This is a genomic window from Streptomyces sp. NPDC048278, assembly GCF_040652195.1.
Taxonomy (GTDB): Bacteria; Actinomycetota; Actinomycetes; order Streptomycetales; family Streptomycetaceae; genus Streptomyces.
Window position 1 is genome coordinate 1 of record NZ_JBEZLP010000031.1, and the last position, 18,695, is coordinate 18,695.

Here is an 18,695-nt window from a genome sequence, read left to right on the forward strand (position 1 = left end):
CGCCGCCCGCGCCGCCCGCGCCGCCCGCGCCGCCCGCGCCGCCCGCGCCGCCCGCGCCGCCCGCGCCGCCCGCGCCGCCCGCGCCGCCCGCGCCGCCCGCGCCGGCCGCGCCGACCGCGCGCTCGCGCCGCCCGCGCCGGCCGCGCCGACCGCGCGCTCGCGCCGCCCGCGCCGGCCGCGCCGACCGCGCGCTCGCGCCCGACCGCTGTCGCGAGCCGGACGGAACCCGGCAGACGGGCAGACACCCCACAACTCCGTTTTGTCACCACCAACCCGTACTGTCGAACCATGGCAGTCCCCGCACCCGCACCCTCGGCCTACGACCCGGCGTCAGCCGACCGCTGGGCCCCCGAACCCGACAAACGCCCCGGCCGCACCGCCTTCCAGCGCGACCGCGCCCGCATCCTGCACTCCGCCGCCCTCAGAAGGCTCGCCGGCAAGACCCAGGTCGTCACCCCCGGCACCTCCGCCCAGGCGTGGGACGCCAGCCCCCGCACCCGCCTCACCCACTCCCTCGAATGCGCCCAGGTCGGCCGCGAACTCGGCGCGGCCCTCGGCTGCGACCCCGACCTCGTGGAGGCCGCCTGCCTCTCCCACGACCTCGGCCACCCGCCCTTCGGCCACAACGGCGAACAGGCGCTGAACGAGTTCGCGGACGACTGCGGCGGCTTCGAGGGCAACGCCCAGTCCCTGCGGCTCCTCACCCGCATCGAGCCCAAGCGGTTCACCCCCGAGGGCTCCGTCGGCCTCAACCTCACCCGCGCCGCCCTGGACGCGGCCACCAAGTACCCGTGGCCGCGCGGCGCGCACCCCACCGCCCCGGCGTCCCCCAAGTTCGGTGTGTACGAGGACGACCGGCCGGTCTTCGACTGGGTCCGCAAGGAGGCCCCCGGCACCCGCACCTGCTTCGAGGCCCAGGTCATGGACTGGTCGGACGACGTCGCCTACTCCGTGCACGACGTCGAGGACGGCCTGCACGCCGGCCACATCGACCCCAACTGCCTGCACGCGGAACCGGAACGGCAGGAGGTGTTCGCCGTCGCCGTCGGCCTGTACGTGCCCGCGGGCACCGACCCCGCCGAGCTCGCCGCCGCCCTCGACCGGCTCCAGGACGAGGAGTGGTGGCCGCACGGCTACGACGGCAGCGCGGTCGCCCAGGCCCGCCTCAAGGACGCCACCAGCCAGCTCATCGGCCGGTTCTGCCTGGCCGCGGAGGCCGCCACCCGCGAGGCGTACGGCGGCGGCCGGCTCACCCGGTACGGCGCGGAACTCGTCGTACCGCGCGCGGCCAGAATGGAGTGCGCGGTGCTCAAGGCGATCGCCCACCGGTACGTCATGCAGCGCGCCGAGCAGGAGCGGCTCCGTGCCGACCAGCGGGTCGTCGTCGCGGAACTCGCCGAGGCGCTCACCGCCCGCGCACCCGACGGACTCGACCCGCAGTTCCGGGCGCTGTTCGACGCGGCCGGCGACGACCACGCCCGCAAGCGGGTGATCGTCGATCAGATCGCGTCGCTCACCGACGCCTCCGCGCGGTCGCTGCACGCGCGACTGACGGGACGTATGTGAACACTTTGTGACGCTCCGCGACTCCCACTGGCCTGATCGGGGCAAGATCGCGTCAGCGGGGGTCACTCCCTCTTCCCGCATCACGCTGCGTGCGGGAGGCTCACAGTGCGGCGCATGTGGGCGGCATATGTGGCGGCACCCTTACGAGGAGGCATCAAGTGGTCGACGCGGACCAGACTTTCGTCATCGTCGGAGGCGGACTCGCCGGTGCGAAGGCGGCCGAGACGCTCCGAGCCGAGGGCTTCAGCGGCCGGGTGATACTGATCTGCGACGAGCGCGACCACCCGTACGAGCGTCCGCCGCTCTCCAAGGGCTACCTGCTCGGCAAGGCGGAACGCGACAGCGTCTTCGTGCACGAGCCCGCCTGGTACGCGCAGCACGACATCGAACTCCACCTCGGCCAGACGGTGGACCGCATCGACCGCGCCGCCAAGACCGTCCGGTTCGGCGACGACGGCACGCTGGTCCGCTACGACAAGCTGCTGCTCGCCACCGGAGCGGAGCCGCGCCGCCTCGACATCCCCGGCACCGACCTGGCCGGCGTCCACCACCTGCGCCGCCTCGCGCACGCCGAGCGCCTCAAGGGCGTCCTCGCCGCCCTCGGCCGGGACAACGGGCACCTCGTCATCGCCGGCGCCGGCTGGATCGGCCTGGAGGTCGCGGCGGCGGCCCGGACCTACGGCGCCGAGGTCACCGTCATCGAGCACGGGCCGACCCCGCTGCACAGCGTCCTCGGACCCGAGCTGGGCAACGTCTTCGCCCAGCTGCACCAGGAGCACGGCGTCCGGTTCCGGTTCGGCGTACGGCTCACCGAGATCGTCGGCCAGGACGGCATGGTGCTGGCCGCGCGCACCGACGACGGCGAGGAGCACCCGGCGCACGACGTCCTCGCGGCGATCGGCGCGGCGCCGCGGGTCGGGCTGGCCGAGGCGGCCGGCCTGGAGCTGGCCGACCGGGCGCGCGGCGGGGGCATCGTCGTCGACGAACGGCTGCGGACGTCCGACCCGGACATCTACGCGGCCGGCGACGTGGCCGCGTTCCCGCACGCCCTGTTCGACACGAGGCTCCGCGTGGAGCACTGGGCCAACGCGCTGAACGGCGGCCCGGCGGCGGCGCGGTCGATGCTCGGGCAGGACGCCGTGTACGACCGCGTGCCGTACTTCTTCACCGACCAGTACGACCTGGGCATGGAGTACAGCGGGTGGGCGCCGCCCGGCTCGTACGACCAGGTGGTGATCCGCGGGGACGCGGGAAAGCGGGAGTTCATCGCGTTCTGGGTGAAGGAGGGGCGGGTGCTGGCCGGGATGAACGTGAACGTGTGGGATGTCACAGAGCCGATCCAGCGGCTGATCCGCTCCGCGGTGCCGGTGGATCTCGACGTGCTGGCCGACCCGCATGTGCCGTTGGAATCGCTCGCCTAGGCGTCTGCCTGGACCCGTGGTTTCGCGGGTGCGGGTCGTGGACGGCTGGTCGCGCCCACGCGGCGGAGCCGCATATCAGACAGAGCCCCGCGCCCCTTTGGGGTGCTTCAGTGACCGTAGAATTCACCTGTGGCCGGACGGATCAATGACGAGGATGTGAAGGCGGTACGGGACGCGGTCCCGATCGACGCCGTCGTGTCCGAGTATCTCCAGCTGCGCAACGCGGGCGGCGGGAACCTGAAGGGCCTGTGCCCGTTCCACGACGAGAAGTCGCCGTCCTTCCAGGTCAGCCCGAGCAAGGGACTCTTCCACTGCTTCGGCTGCCAGGAGGGCGGCGACACCCTCACCTTCGTGATGAAGGTCGACCACCTCTCCTTCTCGGAGGCGGTCGAGCGGCTGGCCGCCCGCGCCGGCATCACCCTGCGCTACGAGGAGGGCGGGTACAACCCGTCCCACCAGCGCGGCGAGCGCATCCGCCTGGTTGAGGCGCACAAGATCGCCGCCGTCTGGTACGCGGAGCAGCTCGCCACCGGCCCCGAGGCCGAGACCGGCCGGGTCTTCCTCGCCGAGCGCGGCTTCGACCAGGCCGCCGCCGTGCACTTCGGCGTCGGCTACAGCCCCCAGGGCTGGGACCATCTCACCCGCTACCTGCGCGGCCAGGGCTTCACCGACAAGGAGCTGCTGACGTCCGGGCTGTCCCAGGAGGGGCGGCGCGGGCCCATCGACCGCTTCCGGGGCCGCCTGATGTGGCCCATCCGGGACATCGGCGGCGAGGTCGTCGGCTTCGGCGCCCGCAAGCTCTACGAGACGGACAACGGGCCCAAGTACCTCAACACGCCCGAGACCGCGATCTACAAGAAGTCCCAGGTCCTGTACGGCATCGACCTCGCCAAGCAGCACATCGCGAAGGCCAGCCGGGCGGTCGTGGTCGAGGGCTACACCGACGTCATGGCCTGCCACCTGGCCGGGGTGACGACCGCGATCGCCACCTGCGGCACGGCCTTCGGCGGCGAGCACATCAAGATCCTGCGCCGGCTGCTGATGGACAACGGATCGGCCCGCGTGATCTTCACCTTCGACGGCGACGCGGCCGGGCAGAAGGCGGCCCTGCGCGCCTTCGAGGACGACCAGAAGTTCGCCGCCGAGACGTACATCGCCATCGCCCCCGACGGCATGGACCCCTGCGAGCTGCGCCTGGCCAAGGGCGACGAGGCGGTCGCCGACCTGACCGAACCCCGCACCCCGCTCTTCGAGTTCGCGCTCCGCCAGATCGTCGCCCGCTACGACCTGGACACCCCGGCCGGCCGTGCGGCTGCGCTCGACGAGGCGGCGCCGATCGTCGCCCGGATCAAGAACAGCGGTGCCCAGCACGAGGTCGCCGTCCAGCTCGCCGGCATGCTCGGCATCCTCGACACCCAGTTCGTGGTGAAGCGGGTGGCCCAGCTGGCCCGCTGGGCCCGCGAGAAGGGCGGCGGCCGGACCTCCGGCCAGGCGCGCGGTCCGCAGCAGCCGTCGTACGACACCGGTGCGGGCCGCCCCGCCGTCTCCGGGCCCGCCCTCAACCTCCGCAACGCCGTCTTCGCCACCGAACGCGAGCTGCTGAAGCTCGCCCTCCAGCGCCCCGAGCTGGTCTCCCCGGCCTTCGACGCGTACGGCATCGACGAGTTCACCGCCGAGCCCTACGCGGCCGTGCGCCGGACCATCATGGAGGCGGGCGGCGCCGAGTACGGCACGCAGGACCCGCAGGAGTACCTGGTGCGCGTCCGCGAGGCCGCCGCCGACGACGGGGTCCGGGCGATGGTCACCGAGCTCGCCGTCGAGGCGATCATGCGCCGCACGGTCGACGAGAACTACGCGGGCGACCAACTCGTGACCGTCCGCCGCAGGGCCGTCGACCGCCGTATCCACGAGATCCAGATCACCCTCACCCGCCTCGGCAGCGGCGGCGATCCCGCCCAACTCGCCTCCGTGCAGAACGAGTTGTGGGTCCTCCAGCAGTACGGGCAAGCGCTGCGCGAGCAGGGTCCGGCCGCCCTCTGACTCCCGGCGGGCCGACGGGATAACCGCGCGGTCACGGCCCGGACGCAAAAAGTCACCGCACGCCCCTCGTGGCGGCGATGTGTCTTACCCCACACTGGGGGCGGTGCCTGAGTCCTCGGAGCGCGGCCGGCCCGTCCCGGACGGGTCCCACACCCCCGCCGTTCCACTCATCGCGTACGGGACGGACAGCGGCGAGGCCGTCGTCTCCGCCCCCGAAGTACCGCTGCCGCACCCCCTGGCAGCGATCATCCTGGAGGTCGCCCCCGTGCAGACCCAGACCCTGACCCAGACGGACAGCAGCGGCACGCTGACGGACGAGCCGGACGCCGATACCGGCGGCCATGCCGGCGTGCCGCCGCAGAGCCGCGCCGCGCTGCACCCCGAGACCGAACCGGACGGCCCGCCCCCGGAGGAGCTCGCGGCCGACACCCCCGACACCGAGCCGGAGCACGAGCCCGAGCCCGCCGAGCCGCGGGCCGCCGCCCGCGCCGACACCGGCGGACCCTCCTCGGACCTGTTCCGCCAGTACCTGCGCGAGATCGGCCGCATCCCGCTGCTCACCGCCGCCGAGGAGGTCGAACTCGCCCGCCGCGTCGAGGCCGGCCTGTTCGCCGAGGAGAAGCTGGGCAGCACCCCCGACCTCGACAGCGAGCTGGCCCTGGACCTGGACCGGCTGGTCGTCATGGGCCGCATGGCCAAGCGCCGCCTGATCGAGGCGAACCTGCGGCTGGTGGTGTCGGTCGCGAAACGGTACGTCGGCCGGGGCCTGACCATGCTCGACCTGGTGCAGGAGGGCAACCTCGGCCTGATCCGGGCCGTCGAGAAGTTCGACTACGCCCGCGGCTACAAGTTCTCGACGTACGCCACCTGGTGGATCCGCCAGGCCATGTCCCGCGCCCTGGCCGACCAGGCCCGCACCATCCGCGTCCCCGTGCACGTGGTGGAGCTGATCAACCGGGTCGTCCGCGTCCAGCGCCGGATGCTCCAGGAGCGGGGCTACGAGCCGACGCCGGACGAGGTCGCCGCGCACCTGGACCTGGCGCCGGAGCGGGTGGGCGAGGTACTCCGTCTCGCCCAGGAACCGGTGTCCCTGCACGCCCCGGTGGGCGAGGAGGACGACGTCGCCCTCGGCGACCTCATCGAGGACGGCGACGCGGCGAGCCCGGTCGAGTCGGCGGCGTTCCTGCTGCTGCGGGAGCACCTGGAGGCGGTGCTGTCGACGCTCGGGGAGCGGGAGCGGAAGGTCGTCCAACTCCGGTACGGGCTGGCCGACGGGCGGCCTCGGACGCTGGAGGAGATCGGACGGATCTTCGGCGTGACGCGGGAGCGGATCCGGCAGATCGAGTCGAAGACGCTGAACAAGCTACGGGACCACGCCTTTGCGGATCAGCTCCGGGGCTATCTGGACTGACGCCGGGTGCGGGCGCGTGGGGGTTGCTCGCGCAGTTCCCCGCGCCCCTGAAAACTTCACCGCGGGCAGTCGTGCCGCTGGGGCGGCACGGGTGGGCGCGGCGGCACCCTGCAAGCGCCGGTAAGCGTCCCCACCCGTCCCGCGCCCGTTCAGTCCACCTCGGCCACCGCCTGCGCGAACTGCGCCTTGTACAGGCGGGCGTACGCCCCGTCCGCCGCCAACAGCTCGGCGTGCGCGCCCTGTTCGACGATCGAGCCGTTCTCCATCACCAGGATGGTGTCCGCGTCCCGGATCGTGGAGAGCCGGTGCGCGATCACGAACGACGTCCGGCCGTGCGCCAGTTTGGCCATCGCCTTCTGGATCAGGACTTCCGTACGGGTGTCGACGGACGACGTCGCCTCGTCGAGGACGAGGATCGTCGGGTCGGACAGGAAGGCGCGCGCGATGGTGATGAGCTGCTTCTCACCGGCGCTGACGCCCGTGCCCTCGTCGTCGATGACCGTGTCGTAGCCGTCCGGGAGCGTACGGACGAACCGGTCCGCGTGGGCCGCCCGGGCCGCCTCCTCGATCTCGCCGGGGGTGACCTCGCGCGAGGCGCCGTACGCGATGTTCTCCGCGATCGTGCCGCCGAACAGCCAGGTGTCCTGGAGCACCATGCCGATCCCGGAGCGGAGTTCGTCCCGGGACATGCGGCCGATGTCGACGCCGTCGAGGGTGATCCGGCCGCCGGAGACGTCGTAGAACCGCATCAGCAGGTTCACGAGTGTCGTCTTGCCGGCGCCGGTCGGGCCGACGATGGCCACCGTGTGGCCCGGTTCCACCGTGAGGGAGAGGTCCTCGATCAGCGGCTTCTCCGGGTCGTAGCGGAAGGAGACGTGCTCCAGGGCGACCCGGCCGCGCAGTTCGGCGGGGCGCTCGCCGGGGACCGGGTCGGCCTCCTGCTCCTCCGCGTCGAGGAGCTCGAAGATCCGCTCGGCGGAGGCGACACCGGACTGCACCAGGTTGGCCATGGAGGCGACCTGGGTCAGCGGCATCGAGAACTGCCGGGAGTACTGGATGAAGGCCTGGACGTCACCGATGGAGAGCGCGCCCGACGCGACCCGCAGACCGCCGACGACGGCCACCAGCACGTAGTTCAGGTTCGACACGAACATCATCAGCGGCTGCATCACACCGCTGTTGAACTGCGCCTTGAACCCGGCCTCGTACAGCGCGTCGTTCTGCTCGGCGAACTGCTGCGCCGACTCCGCCTGGCGGCCGAACACCTTCACCAGGGTGTGCCCGGTGTACATCTCCTCGACGTGGGCGTTCAGCTTGCCGGTCGAGCGCCACTGCTGCACGAAGTGCGGCTGCGAGCGCTTGCCGATGCGGGTGGCGACCAGGAAGGACAGCGGCACGGTGACCAGGGCCACCAGCGCCAGGATCCAGGACACCCAGAACATCACCGCGAGCACGCCGATGATGGTGAGCAGCGAGTTGATGAGCTGGCCCATCGACTGCTGGAGCGTCTGGCCGATGTTGTCGATGTCGTTGGTGGCGCGGGAGAGCACCTCGCCGCGCTGCCGCTTGTCGAAGTAGGAGAGCGGCAGCCGGGACAGCTTCGCCTGGACGTCCTCGCGCAGCCGGTACATCGTGCGGTTCACGGACCGGTTGACGAGCCGGGTCGCCACCGCCATCAGCAGACCGGCGACGAGGTACGTGCAGAGCGCGAACAGCAGGACGTCGCCGACCTGGCCGAAGTCGATGCCCTTGCCCGGGGTGAAGTCGGTGGACCTGAGCATGTCGGCGACCGTGTCCTGGCCGCGGTCGTGCATGCCCTGGAGGACCTGCTCCTTGGTGGTCCCGGCGGGCATCTGCTTGCCGATGACGCCGGCGAAGACCAGGTCGGTGGCCCTGCCGAGGATCTTGGGGCCGATCACGTTGAGGGTGACGCTCGCGACCACGCAGAACAGCAGGAGGTAGATCGTGAGCTGTTCGGGTTTGAACCGGGCGAGGAGCCGTTTGCCCGAGTTCTTGAAGTCCAGCGAGCGCGAGTCGGGGCCGCCCCCGGCCATCATGCGTCCCATGGGCCCGGCCATCAGGCAGCCTCCGCTTCCGTCAGCTGGGAGAGCACGATCTCCCGGTAGGTCTCGTTACCGGCCATGAGTTCGTGGTGGCGTCCGGTGCCGACGACGATTCCCTCGTCGAGGACGACGATCCGGTCGGCGTCCCGGATGGTCGCCACCCGCTGGGCGACGATGACGACGGTCGCCTCGGCCGTCTCCTGGGCGAGCGCGGCGCGCAGGGCCGCGTCGGTCGCGTAGTCGAGGGCGGAGAAGGAGTCGTCGAAGAGGTAGATCTCCGGGCGCTGCACGAGCGTACGGGCGATGGCCAGGCGCTGGCGCTGGCCGCCGGAGACGTTGGTGCCGCCCTGGGCGATGGGCGCGTTCAGCCCGGCCTCCAGCTTCTCGACGAAGCCCTTGGCCTGCGCCACCTCCAGCGCGTGCCACAGCTCCTCGTCGGTGGCGGCCGGGTTGCCGTAGCGCAGGTTGGTCGCGACGGTGCCGGCGAACAGGTACGGCTTCTGCGGGACCATGCCGACCGTCTGCGCGAGCAGCTTCGGGTCGAGGCCCGAGACGTCCTCGCCGTCCACGAGGACCTGCCCGTCGGTGGCGTCGAAGAGGCGTGCGACCAGCCCGAGCAGGGTGGACTTGCCGCTGCCGGTGGAGCCGATCACGGCGGTCACCTCGCCGGGCCTGGCCACCAGGTCGACGGCCTTCAGCACCGGCTCCTCGGCACCCGGGTAGCGGAACCCGGCGGCCCTGATCTCCAGATGGCCGTGCCGGCGCAGCTCGGTGACGGGCGCGAGCGGCGGGACGACGCTGGACTCGGTGTCCAGGACCTCCTCGATGCGCTCGGCGCAGACCTCCGCGCGCGGCACCATCATGAACATGAAGGTGGCCATCATCACGGACATCACGATCTGCATGAGGTAGGCGAGGAAGGCGGTCAGGTCGCCGATCGCCATCTGGCCGCTGTCGATCCGGTGGGCACCGAACCAGACCACCGCGATGGACGACACGTTCACCGTCGTCATGACGATCGGGAACATCAGCGCCAGCATGTTGCCGGTGGCCAGCTGCATCTCGGTCAGGTCGGCGTTGGACTTCCCGAACCGGCCCTGCTCGTACTCGTCGCGGACGAACGCGCGGATCACCCGGTTGCCGGTGATCTGCTCGCGCAGCACCCGGTTCACCGTGTCGAGCCGCACCTGCATGGCCCGGAACAGCGGTCGCAGCCGCCGCACGATCAGCGTCACGCTGATCCCCAGCACGGGTACGACGGCGACCAGCACCCCGGACAGCGGAACGTCCAGGCCGAGGGCGAGCACGATGCCGCCGACACACATGATGGGCGCCGACGCCATCAGGGTGAACGCCATCAGGACCAGCATCTGGACCTGCTGTACGTCGTTGGTCGTACGGGTGATGAGCGAGGGCGCCCCGAAGTGACCCACCTCACGTGCGGAGAAGGACTGCACCCGGTCGAAGACGGCGGCCCGCACGTCCCGGCCGAGCGCGGACGCGGTCCTGGCGCCGTAGTAGACGGCACCGACGTTGCACACCACCTGAGCGAGCGAGATGCCGATCATCAGGGCGCCGAAGGACAGGATGTAATCCGTGTCACCCTTCACGACGCCGTTGTCGATGATGTGCGCGTTGAGCGTGGGCAGGTAGAGAGTGGCGCAGGTCTGCAGGAACTGCAGCAGCACCAGGATGGAGATGGGTTTCCTGTAGGGCCTGAGATAGGTCCGCAGAAGTCGTATGAGCACGCTACGTCTCTCGGAGTCGGCGGTGGGGTGGGCGGGGTCGACTGCCCGAAGGGCGGGGTGTTTGCCCTAGGCCCCTATCGTCCGACACTCCACCCGCGTTACCTCAACCGATTAACCCGACAGCGGACGGACACAGCCGTACGCGGCGGTGCGCTTCGCGGGGTTTACGCCCGGAACGCCCCGGGATGGGTCTGCTCCCGTACCGACACGAACTGCTGCCGCACCGCCTGCCCGACGGCCAGCTCGTCCCCGGGCTCCAGCACCTGCGCCGCCGCGCCCTGCCACACGGGCGGCGTGCGCGGGTCCAGCGTCCCCTGCGACACGCCGAGCGCCCAGGCCGCCTGCCGGGCCGCCCCGATCGCCGCGTAGTCCGCCGGCTGCGGTACGACGACCTGCGCGCCGAACAGCATCGGCGCCGCCGCCTGGACGGCCGGCAGCTCGGCGGCCTGCCCCAGCAGGAAGATCCGCCGCACTTCGACACCCCGGTTGCGCAGCACGTCCAGCGCGTCGGCGAGCCCGCACAGCATGCCCTCGAAGGCGGCGCGTGCGAGATGCTCGGCCCTCATCGACTCCCGGCGCAGCCCGGCCAGCGTGCCGGCGGTGTGCGGCAGGTTCGGCGTCCGCTCGCCCTCCAGGTACGGCAGCATGACCAGGCCGTGCGACCCGGGCGTGGACTTCATCGCCAGGTCGGAGAGGGCCTCCAGATCGGCGAGCCCGAGCAGCTCGGCGGTGCCGCGCAGGGCCCGTACGGCGTTGAGCGTGGTGACGACCGGCAGGTGCATGCCGGTGGCGTCGGCGAGCGAGGTGATCATCCCGGAGGTGTCGGCGAGCGCCTCGGTGTGCACGGCCATCACCGACCCCGAGGCGCCGAGCGACACCACGGCGTCCCCGAACCCGAGCCCGAGGCCGAACGCGGCGGCCATGGTCTCGCCGGTCCCCGCGGAGATCAGCAGCCCCTCCGGGGTGGTGCCGGCCGCGTCGGAGGGCCCGATCACGTCGGGCAGCATGGCTTGGTGGCCCAGGGCGAGTTCGACGAGGTCGGGCCGGTAGCCGCCGCTGGCCGCCGACCAGTACCCGGTCCCGGAGGCCCCGCCGCGGTCGGTGGTCCGCCGCACCGGCCGGCCGAGCAGCTGCCACACCAGCCAGTCGTGGGCCTGCAGCAGCACGGCGGTCCGCCGGGCGTTCTCCGGCTCGGTCTTGGCCAGCCAGCGCAGCTTGGTGACGGGCTGCGCGGCCTGCGGCACGCACCCGACCGCCTGTGCCCAGGCCTCCCGCCCGCCCAGCGCGTCGATGAGGTCGGCGGCGGCGACCTGGGAGCGCTTGTCGCCGCCGACCATCGCGGGGCGGACGGTGTTGCCCTGGGCGTCCAGCGGGATCAGCGCGTTCTGCTGCGCCGACACGCCGATGGCCTGCACGCCCTCCAGGAGGCCGCCGCCGGCGGCCTCGCCGAGGGAGAGCAGCCAGGCCTGCGGGTCGACGTCACTGGCGCGCGCCCCGCCGTCCGGCGTGTCGACCGGGTGCGGTGCGTATCCCTGGCGGAGCACCGCACCCGTGTCCGTGTCGCAGACCACGATGCGAGTGAAATCCGGTGAGCTGTCCAACCCGGCGACTATCCCCATGACCGAAATTCTGCCGCACGCTCCGCTGTGGTTCGGCCGACGGGCGCCTTCTGGGGTGGGTGCCCTGCGTCGTACGGCGGGTGCGGGCGGGCGGGGGCCGCTCGCGCAGTTCCCCGCGCCCCCAGGTGGGACGGGCTGCCCGGCGCCGGAAGGGGCAGTCAGTTGTTGCCGGTGCCCCAGTCGTCCGAGGCTGCTCCGTTGGTGTTGCGTTCACGGAGGGACCGGACCCGGGCTGCCACCGAGTCGGGCATGCGGTCGCCGACCTTCTCGCTCACCGAGTGGAACGCCTTGCCGGCGTAGACGCGGCCCTGCTGGGCGGCGGTCTCCGCGGTGTTGCGGACGGCCGGGTTCTGGGCGACCTGGCGGGCGGACTTCTTCAGCTGCTCGTAGCGCTCTCGTCCGGCCCGCGTGCCGAGCACGTAACCGAGAGCGAGCCCGACGGCGAACGTGAGCTTGTAGCGCATGGCGGTGCCACCCTTCCGACGTGGGGGAGTACCGATTGGCGGAGCACCCCCCTGCTTGCGCTAATGTATGTGTCGCAGCGAGCGAGCGCCCCCTGGCGAATACCCAGGTAGGTACGTTCGATGCAACGAGGCATTCCTCCGTAGCTCAATTGGCAGAGCAGCCGGCTGTTAACCGGCAGGTTACTGGTTCGAGTCCAGTCGGGGGAGCTCGGTCCTCCGTAGCTCAATTGGCAGAGCAGCCGGCTGTTAACCGGCAGGTTACTGGTTCGAGTCCAGTCGGGGGAGCATGCTGAACGAGGGCCCCTCCAGGGGTCCTTTTTCATGCCCGCGGGAACCGCCGGGCCTGCACCGATGTCCTGAAGGTCGTGACTGTCCGCAGAAGCCGACCAGCCGAGGCAGGAGATCGTATGAGCGGCTATGCTGCGGCAGACGGCGCGCACACTTGTACGCGACACGCCGCTATGGGGCGGTAGCTCAGCCGGTTAGAGCAGCGGACTCATAATCCGTCGGCCGTGGGTTCGAGTCCCACCCGCCCCACCACTCGCTACGCGAGGAGAAACCTTCTGACCAGGCACTTCCCTGGTCGGGGCGAGCGTATGAGGGTCCTGGCGACCCCGTGGTGATCATCATTTCATGATCATCTGGACAAATTCTGGACGCCGATTCCGGTTAAGTCGGGCGTGGCGCTTATGGAGTATTTCGTGTCGATGGCGGGCAAAGCCCCCTGTCGGCTCGCCCTGCAGTGAGAAGCGGGCCCATGTGAACGTCATGACACCCGGCGCGCCTCCCCCGCGTGGTCTGTTTGTGATCGATGGCCGCACTCGATGTTGGTGATGTATCTTGGATGCATACATCGTGGATGTTGGAGGTGTCTGATGTCCGTCACGCAGATTGATCTCGACGACGAGGCGCTGGCCGAGGCCATGCGGCTGATGGGTGTCACGACGAAGAAGGAGACCGTCAACGCGGCCCTTCGGGACTACGTGGCGCGGATCAAGCGGCTTGAGGCTGCGGAGAAGTTGGCTGCGCGAGGTGCGCGTGGTGAGTTTGAGCAGGCCGCGGCGGCGCGTGACGCGGAGAAGCGTGCGCGACGCGAGGCGTTCGAGTGATCACGTATCTGGTGGACACCTCGGCTCTGTGGCACCTGTTTCGCACCCCAGGTGCGTTGCGTCCCTGGGAGGGACACATTGCCGCCGGGGTGTTCCACCTCTGCGAGCCGACACGGACCGAATTTCTCTACTCGGCAACCAACCCGTCCCATCGGGACGAGCTCGCAGAGGAACTGGACGCGCTCTGCTTGCTCTCTCCGGTTCCGAAGAACGCCTGGCGGTGGGTCGACACCGCCCAGTACAAACTGACCCAGCGGGGCCAGCATCGGGCGGCTGGAGCGATCGATCTGTTGGTGTGTGCGACAGCTGTACATCATGGGCACACCGTTCTCCACGTGGACAATGACTTCGCTACGGTGGCCGGAGTCCTCAAAGAAGTTCAGCAGCGAGACGCACGAGCCTGATCTCCGGAGACAGGATCACGTCTGTCGGCCTCTGACCTTGGTGATCGATGTCTCCGGGGTGCACCAGCAGTCCTTCCGGTAACGGGTTCGACCGTACACACCACTGCGCGCCACGGGACTCCTTGTGGCTCGCGGGATCGCTTGGGCCAAGGCGGTTTCTACTGGGCCTGGTCGAGTTGGCGTGCCCCGGCGGGATGCTGGTGAGTTCTGCAGATCGGGGAGTCGACGTTCACCGACCACGCGATGCGACCGCGCCCGTTGGTTCGCGCAAAAGCCCGCAGACCGATAAAGGCGCTCTTGAGCCGCCGCTCGTCGGACAGGATGGAGCTATCCCCGTGTGCGCGGGCCGACCAGGTCGTGACGATGGCCCGCGAGTCCCGCAAGGAGCTATCCCCGTCTGCGGGCCGATTACCAGATGCGGTACAGCGCCCGGGCGTCCGTGGAGCTATCCCCGTGTGCGCGGGGCCGACGGCATTCCGGGGCCAAAGGCCTGGAAGCTGCTGGTGCTATACCCGCATACGCGGGGACAGCGCCCGCTCGGGCTCGATCTCGTGGGTGGAGTGCCCAGTCGGCCCCCGCACGCGGGGATAGCCCGTACGGTGATCGTTTGAGGCGACCGGAAATGAGGGTCACCGTATTTGGGGGCGCTCCGCCTTCCTTCGGGTCGCTGTAGGGAAATCCGCTGCGGGCGAGTTCGAGGCGCACTCCCGAGCCGGGGCGATCGTCTCGGAAGCTGGTCGGGCTTGTCCTTCCAGGACGCGTTCTGGACGCAGGTTGGACACAAGGATCGGAAAAGACTGACAAGGGCCGGGAAGGACTGAGGCGCCAAACCGCGTCTGACCTGGGACAACGGCCAAGATGGGCATGGATCGACAAGGGTCGCCAAGATCCTCAAAGGACTCATAATCCGTCGGCTGTGGGTTCGAGTCCCACCCGCCCCACCACGCAGGCCTCTGACCTGCGGAGACGTCTCATCTGGAGTGCGGATGCAGGGCTTTGGGCTGCGGGGCTGAATCCGCTGCTCGTGAGTTCGACTCTGTGGCCGTGAGTGTGCGTTGGGATCGTCTCGGCCTGCGCAGACGTATCGGTCTGGGGCTGGAGGACGGCGTCGTGGGTGGGCTGCCCGAGCGGCCTTGACTGCCTGAGGTCGATCGTGCGGACCAGCTGCCCTGTCGTGCGGGCGATGGTTTCGAAGTCGCGGTCGTAGTGGAGCAGGGTGAGTCCCGCTTCTTCCGCGGCAGCCCTCCGGCGGCCTGGAATAATTGCAGACCTGACCCGGCGGCGGAGCGGAGAAGCGATGGTCGAGCGACCCGGTCGAGCGGACACACAGGAGACGGGCCCCCGCCGCAGGCGGTCGCCCGCCGGGAGCGGGGAGTCGCTGAGCGATCTCGTGTACGAGCACATGCGCACGGCCATCCTTCAGGGGGTGTACCGGCCCAACCAGCGGCTTCCCGAGGACGAGGTCGCAGCGGAGCTGAACGCCAGTCGCACGCCCGTGCGGGCCGCCCTGATGCGGCTGGTGGACCAGGGGCTGGTGATCCGGGTGCGGCAGGGCTGGGTCGTCCGCGAGCACACGCCGGACGAGATCCGCGAGATCTACGAGGTCCGCGGCGCACTTGAGGGCATGGCCACCGGGCTGGCCGCCGTGCGGGGATCGGAGGAGCAGCTCGCCGCGATCTCCGCCCTGTACGAGGGGCCGACGGAGGAGTACGTACGTCGGCCCCGTGCCGAACTGGGCCGGATGAACCGGGAGTTCCACCAGGCGATCGTGCAGGCCTCCGCCAACCACAGGCTGCACGACGAGTGGCTGCGCAACCGGGACTTCGGCGTCACCTACAACATGGCCAGCCTATTCACCGTGGAAGAGGCCGTGCTCTGCGTCGAGGGCCACAAGAAGATCATCGGTGCCCTGCTGGACCGTGACCGCGAGCAGGCCGAGCAGCAGGCGAGGATCCACGTCGAGGACGTACAGGCGGCTGCCGCCCGCCGTCTCGACGCCGTGCGACCGCCCGCCGGCGTCTATCTGGACTGAGGAAGCGGAGAGCGGCAGAGGCGCCGGAACAGGGCTGGGACAGATCCTTGTGAGCTTGGATCCAAGTTTGTATCCTAAGCAGTATGCAAACAGGCTCCCTGGTGTCACCCCCGTCGCTCGACGAGGCCCTGTCCGCCGCCTCACGGTCGTTCGCGGAGTGGGGCGGCTTCGCTCCTGGACCGCGCGTCGCCGTGCTGCGCGGCATCTCCGAGGAACTCGCGGCCCGGCGCGGCAGCCTCGTCGCGACGGCCGCCGCGGAGACCGGGCTGGGCGAACAGCGGCTCGCCGGAGAGATCGAGCGGACCCGGCTCCAACTCGCGCAGTTCGCCCGGTTCATCGAGGAGGGCGGCCATTTCGACGCGGTAATCGACCCGGCGACGGAGGCCCGTCCGGACGTCCGCCGGGTCAACGTCCCCCTCGGCCCGGTCGCCGTGTTCGCGGCGAGCAACTTCCCGTTCGCGTTCGGTGTGGCCGGTACGGACACCGCCGCGGCGCTGGCCGCCGGCTGCCCGGTGATAGCCAAGGGGCACCCCTCACAGCCCGGGACCGCGAGGCTCGTCGCCGAGGCGGTGCACGCCGCGCTGACCGCGTGCGGAGCCCCTGCCGGGGTGTTCCACCTGCTCCCGGAGAGCGGCCTCGACATCGGCCGGGCCCTTGTCCTGGCGCCCGGGATCATGGCCGTCGCCTTCACCGGCTCGCTCGCCGGCGGCCGGGCGCTCTTCGACCTGGCCGCGTCCCGCCCGCACCCGATCCCGGTCTACGCCGAGATGGGCAGCCTCAACCCGGTCCTCCTCCTGCCCGGCGCGGTCACGGACGCCGCCGAGGACCTGGCCGACGCCTACGTGGCCTCGCTGACCGCGTCGAACGGCCAGCTGTGCACCAAGCCCGGCGTGACCTTCGTACCGCGAGGGGCGGCCGGCGACCGGTTCGTGGCGCGCGCCGTGCGGCAGGTCGTGGGGCGCGAGCCCGCCGCCGTCCTCAACGGCTCGATGTGGCAGCGACTCGTGGCGGGCACCGCCGAACTCGCCGCCCGGCCGGGCGTCACCGTACTGGCGGGGTGCGACGCACCCGGCGGCGCGGGCCATGTCTTCCCGGTGAGCCTCGTCGAGGCCTCCCTCGGCACTTTCCTCGCCGATCCCGCGCTGACCGAGGAGCGGTTCGGGCCGTTCGGAGTGATCGTCCGGTACGGGACCCCGCGGGACCTGGGCGCGGCGGTGGCGGCCCTGGACGGCCATCTGACCGCCACGATCCACCTGGGCGCCGGTGACCAGGACGACGCCCAGCACCTCGCCGCGGACCTGACCGCCAAGGTGGGCCGACTGGTGTGGAACGACTGGCCGACCGGGGTCGCCGTGACCGACGCCATGCACCACGGCGGGCCGTACCCCGCCTCCACCAGCGCCGCGCACACCTCGGTGGGCACCCACGCCGTCGTCAGGTTCCAGCGCCCGGTCGCGTTCCAGAACAGCCCCGACGAGCAGCTGCCCGACCCGCTGCGCGACACCAACCCGCTGGGGATCCCCCGGACCGTGGCGGGCCGCACGACCACCGAAGCGATCGGTCCGAGGACCACGGACCCGGAAGGACGGACACAGCAGTGACCGACATGGAGACACCCGCCACGACGGAGCGCGCGGACGCCGAACGCGGTGCCCTCCTGCTGCCGGGCCTGCCCGGCCGGCCGGAGCCGACGCCGGCGACCGCCGAGGTGCTGGCGGAGGTGCCCGGATACCTCGGCGTACCGTTCGTCAGCCCGGTCTTCCTGGCCCTGGCCAACTGGCCGGACTACCTCGCACCGGCCTGGGACGCGTTCAAGCCGGTGCTCGGCTCGGCGGAGTTCGCCGCGGCGGCCGCGACCCTGCGGATACCGGCCGCCCTGCTGCCCGCCCCGGATCCGTCCCTGTCGGCCGGTGACGCCGACACCGAACTGATCCGCCGCTACACGGCCACGTTCCACCGGCTCCTGCCCCAGCTCCTGCTGTTGACGTCCTGCTGGTACCGGGGCCTCACCGCGAAGGCTCGGGCGGCCGACCCGCAGGCGCCCGCCCCCGGACCGCGCGGCATCGCGCCGGACGCGGTCGACGTCACCCCGGACGGCAGCGCCCCCACCCCCGAACTGGCCCGGGTCTACGAGGAGATCCGGACCACGCACGACCTCCCCCGCGTACTCAGCTTCTACCGCGCGCTCGGGAACTGGCCCGGCTTCCTGCCCGGCGTCTGGGACCGGCTGGCACCGGTCGCCCGCGGCACCGGGTATGCCGCCGCCCGCGAGGCGCTCCTCGCCGACGCCGCCGCTGCCGCGGCCGGCCTCCCCGTACCGGTGATCGACACCGCGGCGGCCGAGGAGGCCCGTGCCATCCTCGCGCTCTTCCGCACCCGCCTCATCCCCGTGCTGTTCCTGGACACGGCGGGCGTGCTCGCGCTCCTCGGCGAGACCGACGCGATCGCCGCCGGCTGACCCGCCCGTCCCACCCGCCCCGCACATTCCGATCCCGGGAGAAGCATGCCCAACATCACCGTCGAGATCCTGGCCGGCCGGACGCGCGCCCAGCGTGCCGAGTTCGCCCGCGTGGTGACCGACGCCGTGGTCGACGTACTCGGCGCACCGCGGCACCTGGTGCGCATCCAGTTCACCGAACTCGCCCACGACCAGCTCGCCCTGGGCGGCGAACTCACCGAACCACCCGCGTAGTCCACACCGGCGGACCACTCCATCGCCTGACACCTGCACCTGCCGCACCGAGGCACCGAGGCACGAGTCACCGAGGGATCGCCGCCACCTCGCCCACTTCGATCTCTCGACTCATCCATGGGGTGT

The 18,695-nt window shown here is 71.1% G+C and carries 15 protein-coding genes, 3 tRNA genes and 1 pseudogene; 13 read left to right on the forward strand and 6 right to left on the reverse strand.

The features are described from left to right. A partial coding sequence (locus AB0D74_RS37890; protein WP_362597165.1) for a hypothetical protein occupies positions 1-250 on the reverse strand: 250 nt, incomplete at its 3' end. 38 nt (positions 251-288) lie between these two features. Here AB0D74_RS37890 and AB0D74_RS37895 point away from each other — a divergent pair. From AB0D74_RS37895 to AB0D74_RS37910, 4 genes are all read left to right on the forward strand, one after another. Further along, positions 289-1,566: a deoxyguanosinetriphosphate triphosphohydrolase gene (locus AB0D74_RS37895; RefSeq protein WP_362597168.1), complete on the forward strand. Its 1,278-nt coding sequence runs from the start codon at positions 289-291 to the stop codon at positions 1,564-1,566. A gap of 158 nt (positions 1,567-1,724) precedes the next feature. Beyond that, on the forward strand, positions 1,725-2,987 hold the full coding sequence (locus tag AB0D74_RS37900; protein WP_362597170.1) for an FAD-dependent oxidoreductase: 1,263 nt from the start codon (positions 1,725-1,727) through the stop codon (positions 2,985-2,987). 129 nt (positions 2,988-3,116) lie between these two features. Next, positions 3,117-5,027 (forward strand): DNA primase, encoded by a 1,911-nt coding sequence (gene dnaG / locus AB0D74_RS37905; RefSeq protein WP_362597173.1) that lies wholly within the window; start codon positions 3,117-3,119, stop codon positions 5,025-5,027. Positions 5,028-5,130: 103 nt separating this feature from the next. Beyond that, a complete protein-coding gene (locus tag AB0D74_RS37910) occupies positions 5,131-6,438 on the forward strand; it encodes an RNA polymerase sigma factor (RefSeq protein ID WP_362597176.1) in 1,308 nt (435 codons plus the stop codon). 149 nt (positions 6,439-6,587) lie between these two features. On the opposite strand, the gene AB0D74_RS37915 is transcribed toward AB0D74_RS37910, so the two are convergent. From AB0D74_RS37915 to AB0D74_RS37930, 4 genes are all read right to left on the reverse strand, one after another. Continuing rightward, positions 6,588-8,516 carry an ABC transporter ATP-binding protein gene (locus AB0D74_RS37915; protein ID WP_362597179.1) on the reverse strand — a complete coding sequence of 643 codons (1,929 nt, stop codon included), beginning with the start codon at positions 8,514-8,516 and terminating at the stop codon, positions 6,588-6,590. After that, the gene (locus AB0D74_RS37920; protein ID WP_362597182.1) at positions 8,516-10,249 is read right to left on the reverse strand and encodes an ABC transporter ATP-binding protein; all 1,734 of its coding nucleotides are present in this window, start codon (positions 10,247-10,249) and stop codon (positions 8,516-8,518) included. Before AB0D74_RS37920 ends, AB0D74_RS37915 begins: the two co-directional genes overlap by 1 nt. Positions 10,250-10,413: 164 nt before the next feature. After that, positions 10,414-11,868: an FGGY family carbohydrate kinase gene (locus AB0D74_RS37925; RefSeq protein WP_362597185.1), complete on the reverse strand. Its 1,455-nt coding sequence runs from the start codon at positions 11,866-11,868 to the stop codon at positions 10,414-10,416. A 158-nt stretch (positions 11,869-12,026) separates the two neighbouring features. Further along, on the reverse strand, positions 12,027-12,332 hold the full coding sequence (locus AB0D74_RS37930; protein ID WP_362597188.1) for a YtxH domain-containing protein: 306 nt from the start codon (positions 12,330-12,332) through the stop codon (positions 12,027-12,029). Between the two features lie 134 nt (positions 12,333-12,466). On the opposite strand from AB0D74_RS37930, the gene AB0D74_RS37935 reads away from it, so the two are divergent. The 5 genes from AB0D74_RS37935 (at position 12,467) to AB0D74_RS37955 (ending at position 13,845) form a co-directional block, all read left to right on the forward strand. Continuing rightward, positions 12,467-12,539, forward strand: a tRNA-Asn gene (locus AB0D74_RS37935). 5 nt (positions 12,540-12,544) lie between these two features. Then, positions 12,545-12,617 (forward strand) — tRNA-Asn (locus AB0D74_RS37940). 178 nt (positions 12,618-12,795) lie between these two features. After that, positions 12,796-12,872: transfer RNA gene (locus tag AB0D74_RS37945), tRNA-Ile, on the forward strand. A 335-nt stretch (positions 12,873-13,207) separates the two neighbouring features. Further along, a complete protein-coding gene (locus tag AB0D74_RS37950) occupies positions 13,208-13,441 on the forward strand; it encodes a type II toxin-antitoxin system VapB family antitoxin (RefSeq protein WP_360530619.1) in 234 nt (77 codons plus the stop codon). Then, positions 13,438-13,845 (forward strand): PIN domain nuclease, encoded by a 408-nt coding sequence (locus AB0D74_RS37955; protein ID WP_362597191.1) that lies wholly within the window; start codon positions 13,438-13,440, stop codon positions 13,843-13,845. The genes AB0D74_RS37950 and AB0D74_RS37955 overlap by 4 nt, the downstream gene beginning before the upstream one ends. Positions 13,846-14,985: 1,140 nt before the next feature. On the opposite strand, the pseudogene AB0D74_RS37960 reads toward AB0D74_RS37955, so the two are convergent. Beyond that, a pseudogene (locus AB0D74_RS37960) lies at positions 14,986-15,087 on the reverse strand (VapC toxin family PIN domain ribonuclease); the annotation flags it as partial. A gap of 55 nt (positions 15,088-15,142) precedes the next feature. Between AB0D74_RS37960 and AB0D74_RS37965 the strand changes: the two are divergent. The 4 genes from AB0D74_RS37965 (at position 15,143) to AB0D74_RS37980 (ending at position 18,569) form a co-directional block, all read left to right on the forward strand. Then, positions 15,143-15,877 carry a GntR family transcriptional regulator gene (locus AB0D74_RS37965; protein WP_362597194.1) on the forward strand — a complete coding sequence of 245 codons (735 nt, stop codon included), beginning with the start codon at positions 15,143-15,145 and terminating at the stop codon, positions 15,875-15,877. 83 nt (positions 15,878-15,960) lie between these two features. Next, entirely contained in the window at positions 15,961-17,478 is a 1,518-nt protein-coding gene (locus AB0D74_RS37970; RefSeq protein ID WP_362597197.1) for an aldehyde dehydrogenase (NADP(+)), read from the forward strand. A gap of 5 nt (positions 17,479-17,483) precedes the next feature. Beyond that, entirely contained in the window at positions 17,484-18,335 is an 852-nt protein-coding gene (locus AB0D74_RS37975; protein WP_362597449.1) for a halocarboxylic acid dehydrogenase DehI family protein, read from the forward strand. A 45-nt stretch (positions 18,336-18,380) separates the two neighbouring features. Further along, entirely contained in the window at positions 18,381-18,569 is a 189-nt protein-coding gene (locus AB0D74_RS37980) for a tautomerase family protein (protein ID WP_155057924.1), read from the forward strand. The last annotated feature ends 126 nt before the right edge of the window (positions 18,570-18,695 follow it).

Excerpts from the sequence above, each read along its gene's own strand:
- AB0D74_RS37895 (WP_362597168.1), top strand. The coding sequence starts at position 289 with ATGGCAGTCCCCGCACCCGCACCCTCGGCCTACGACCCGGCGTCAGCC.
- AB0D74_RS37915 (WP_362597179.1), bottom strand. The coding sequence starts at position 8,516 with ATGGCCGGGCCCATGGGACGCATGATGGCCGGGGGCGGCCCCGACTCG.
- AB0D74_RS37925 (WP_362597185.1), bottom strand. The coding sequence starts at position 11,868 with ATGGGGATAGTCGCCGGGTTGGACAGCTCACCGGATTTCACTCGCATC.
- AB0D74_RS37930 (WP_362597188.1), bottom strand. The coding sequence starts at position 12,332 with ATGCGCTACAAGCTCACGTTCGCCGTCGGGCTCGCTCTCGGTTACGTG.
- AB0D74_RS37950 (WP_360530619.1), top strand. The coding sequence starts at position 13,208 with ATGTCCGTCACGCAGATTGATCTCGACGACGAGGCGCTGGCCGAGGCC.
- AB0D74_RS37965 (WP_362597194.1), top strand. The coding sequence starts at position 15,143 with ATGGTCGAGCGACCCGGTCGAGCGGACACACAGGAGACGGGCCCCCGC.
- AB0D74_RS37970 (WP_362597197.1), top strand. The coding sequence starts at position 15,961 with ATGCAAACAGGCTCCCTGGTGTCACCCCCGTCGCTCGACGAGGCCCTG.
- AB0D74_RS37975 (WP_362597449.1), top strand. The coding sequence starts at position 17,484 with ATGGAGACACCCGCCACGACGGAGCGCGCGGACGCCGAACGCGGTGCC.
- AB0D74_RS37980 (WP_155057924.1), top strand. The coding sequence starts at position 18,381 with ATGCCCAACATCACCGTCGAGATCCTGGCCGGCCGGACGCGCGCCCAG.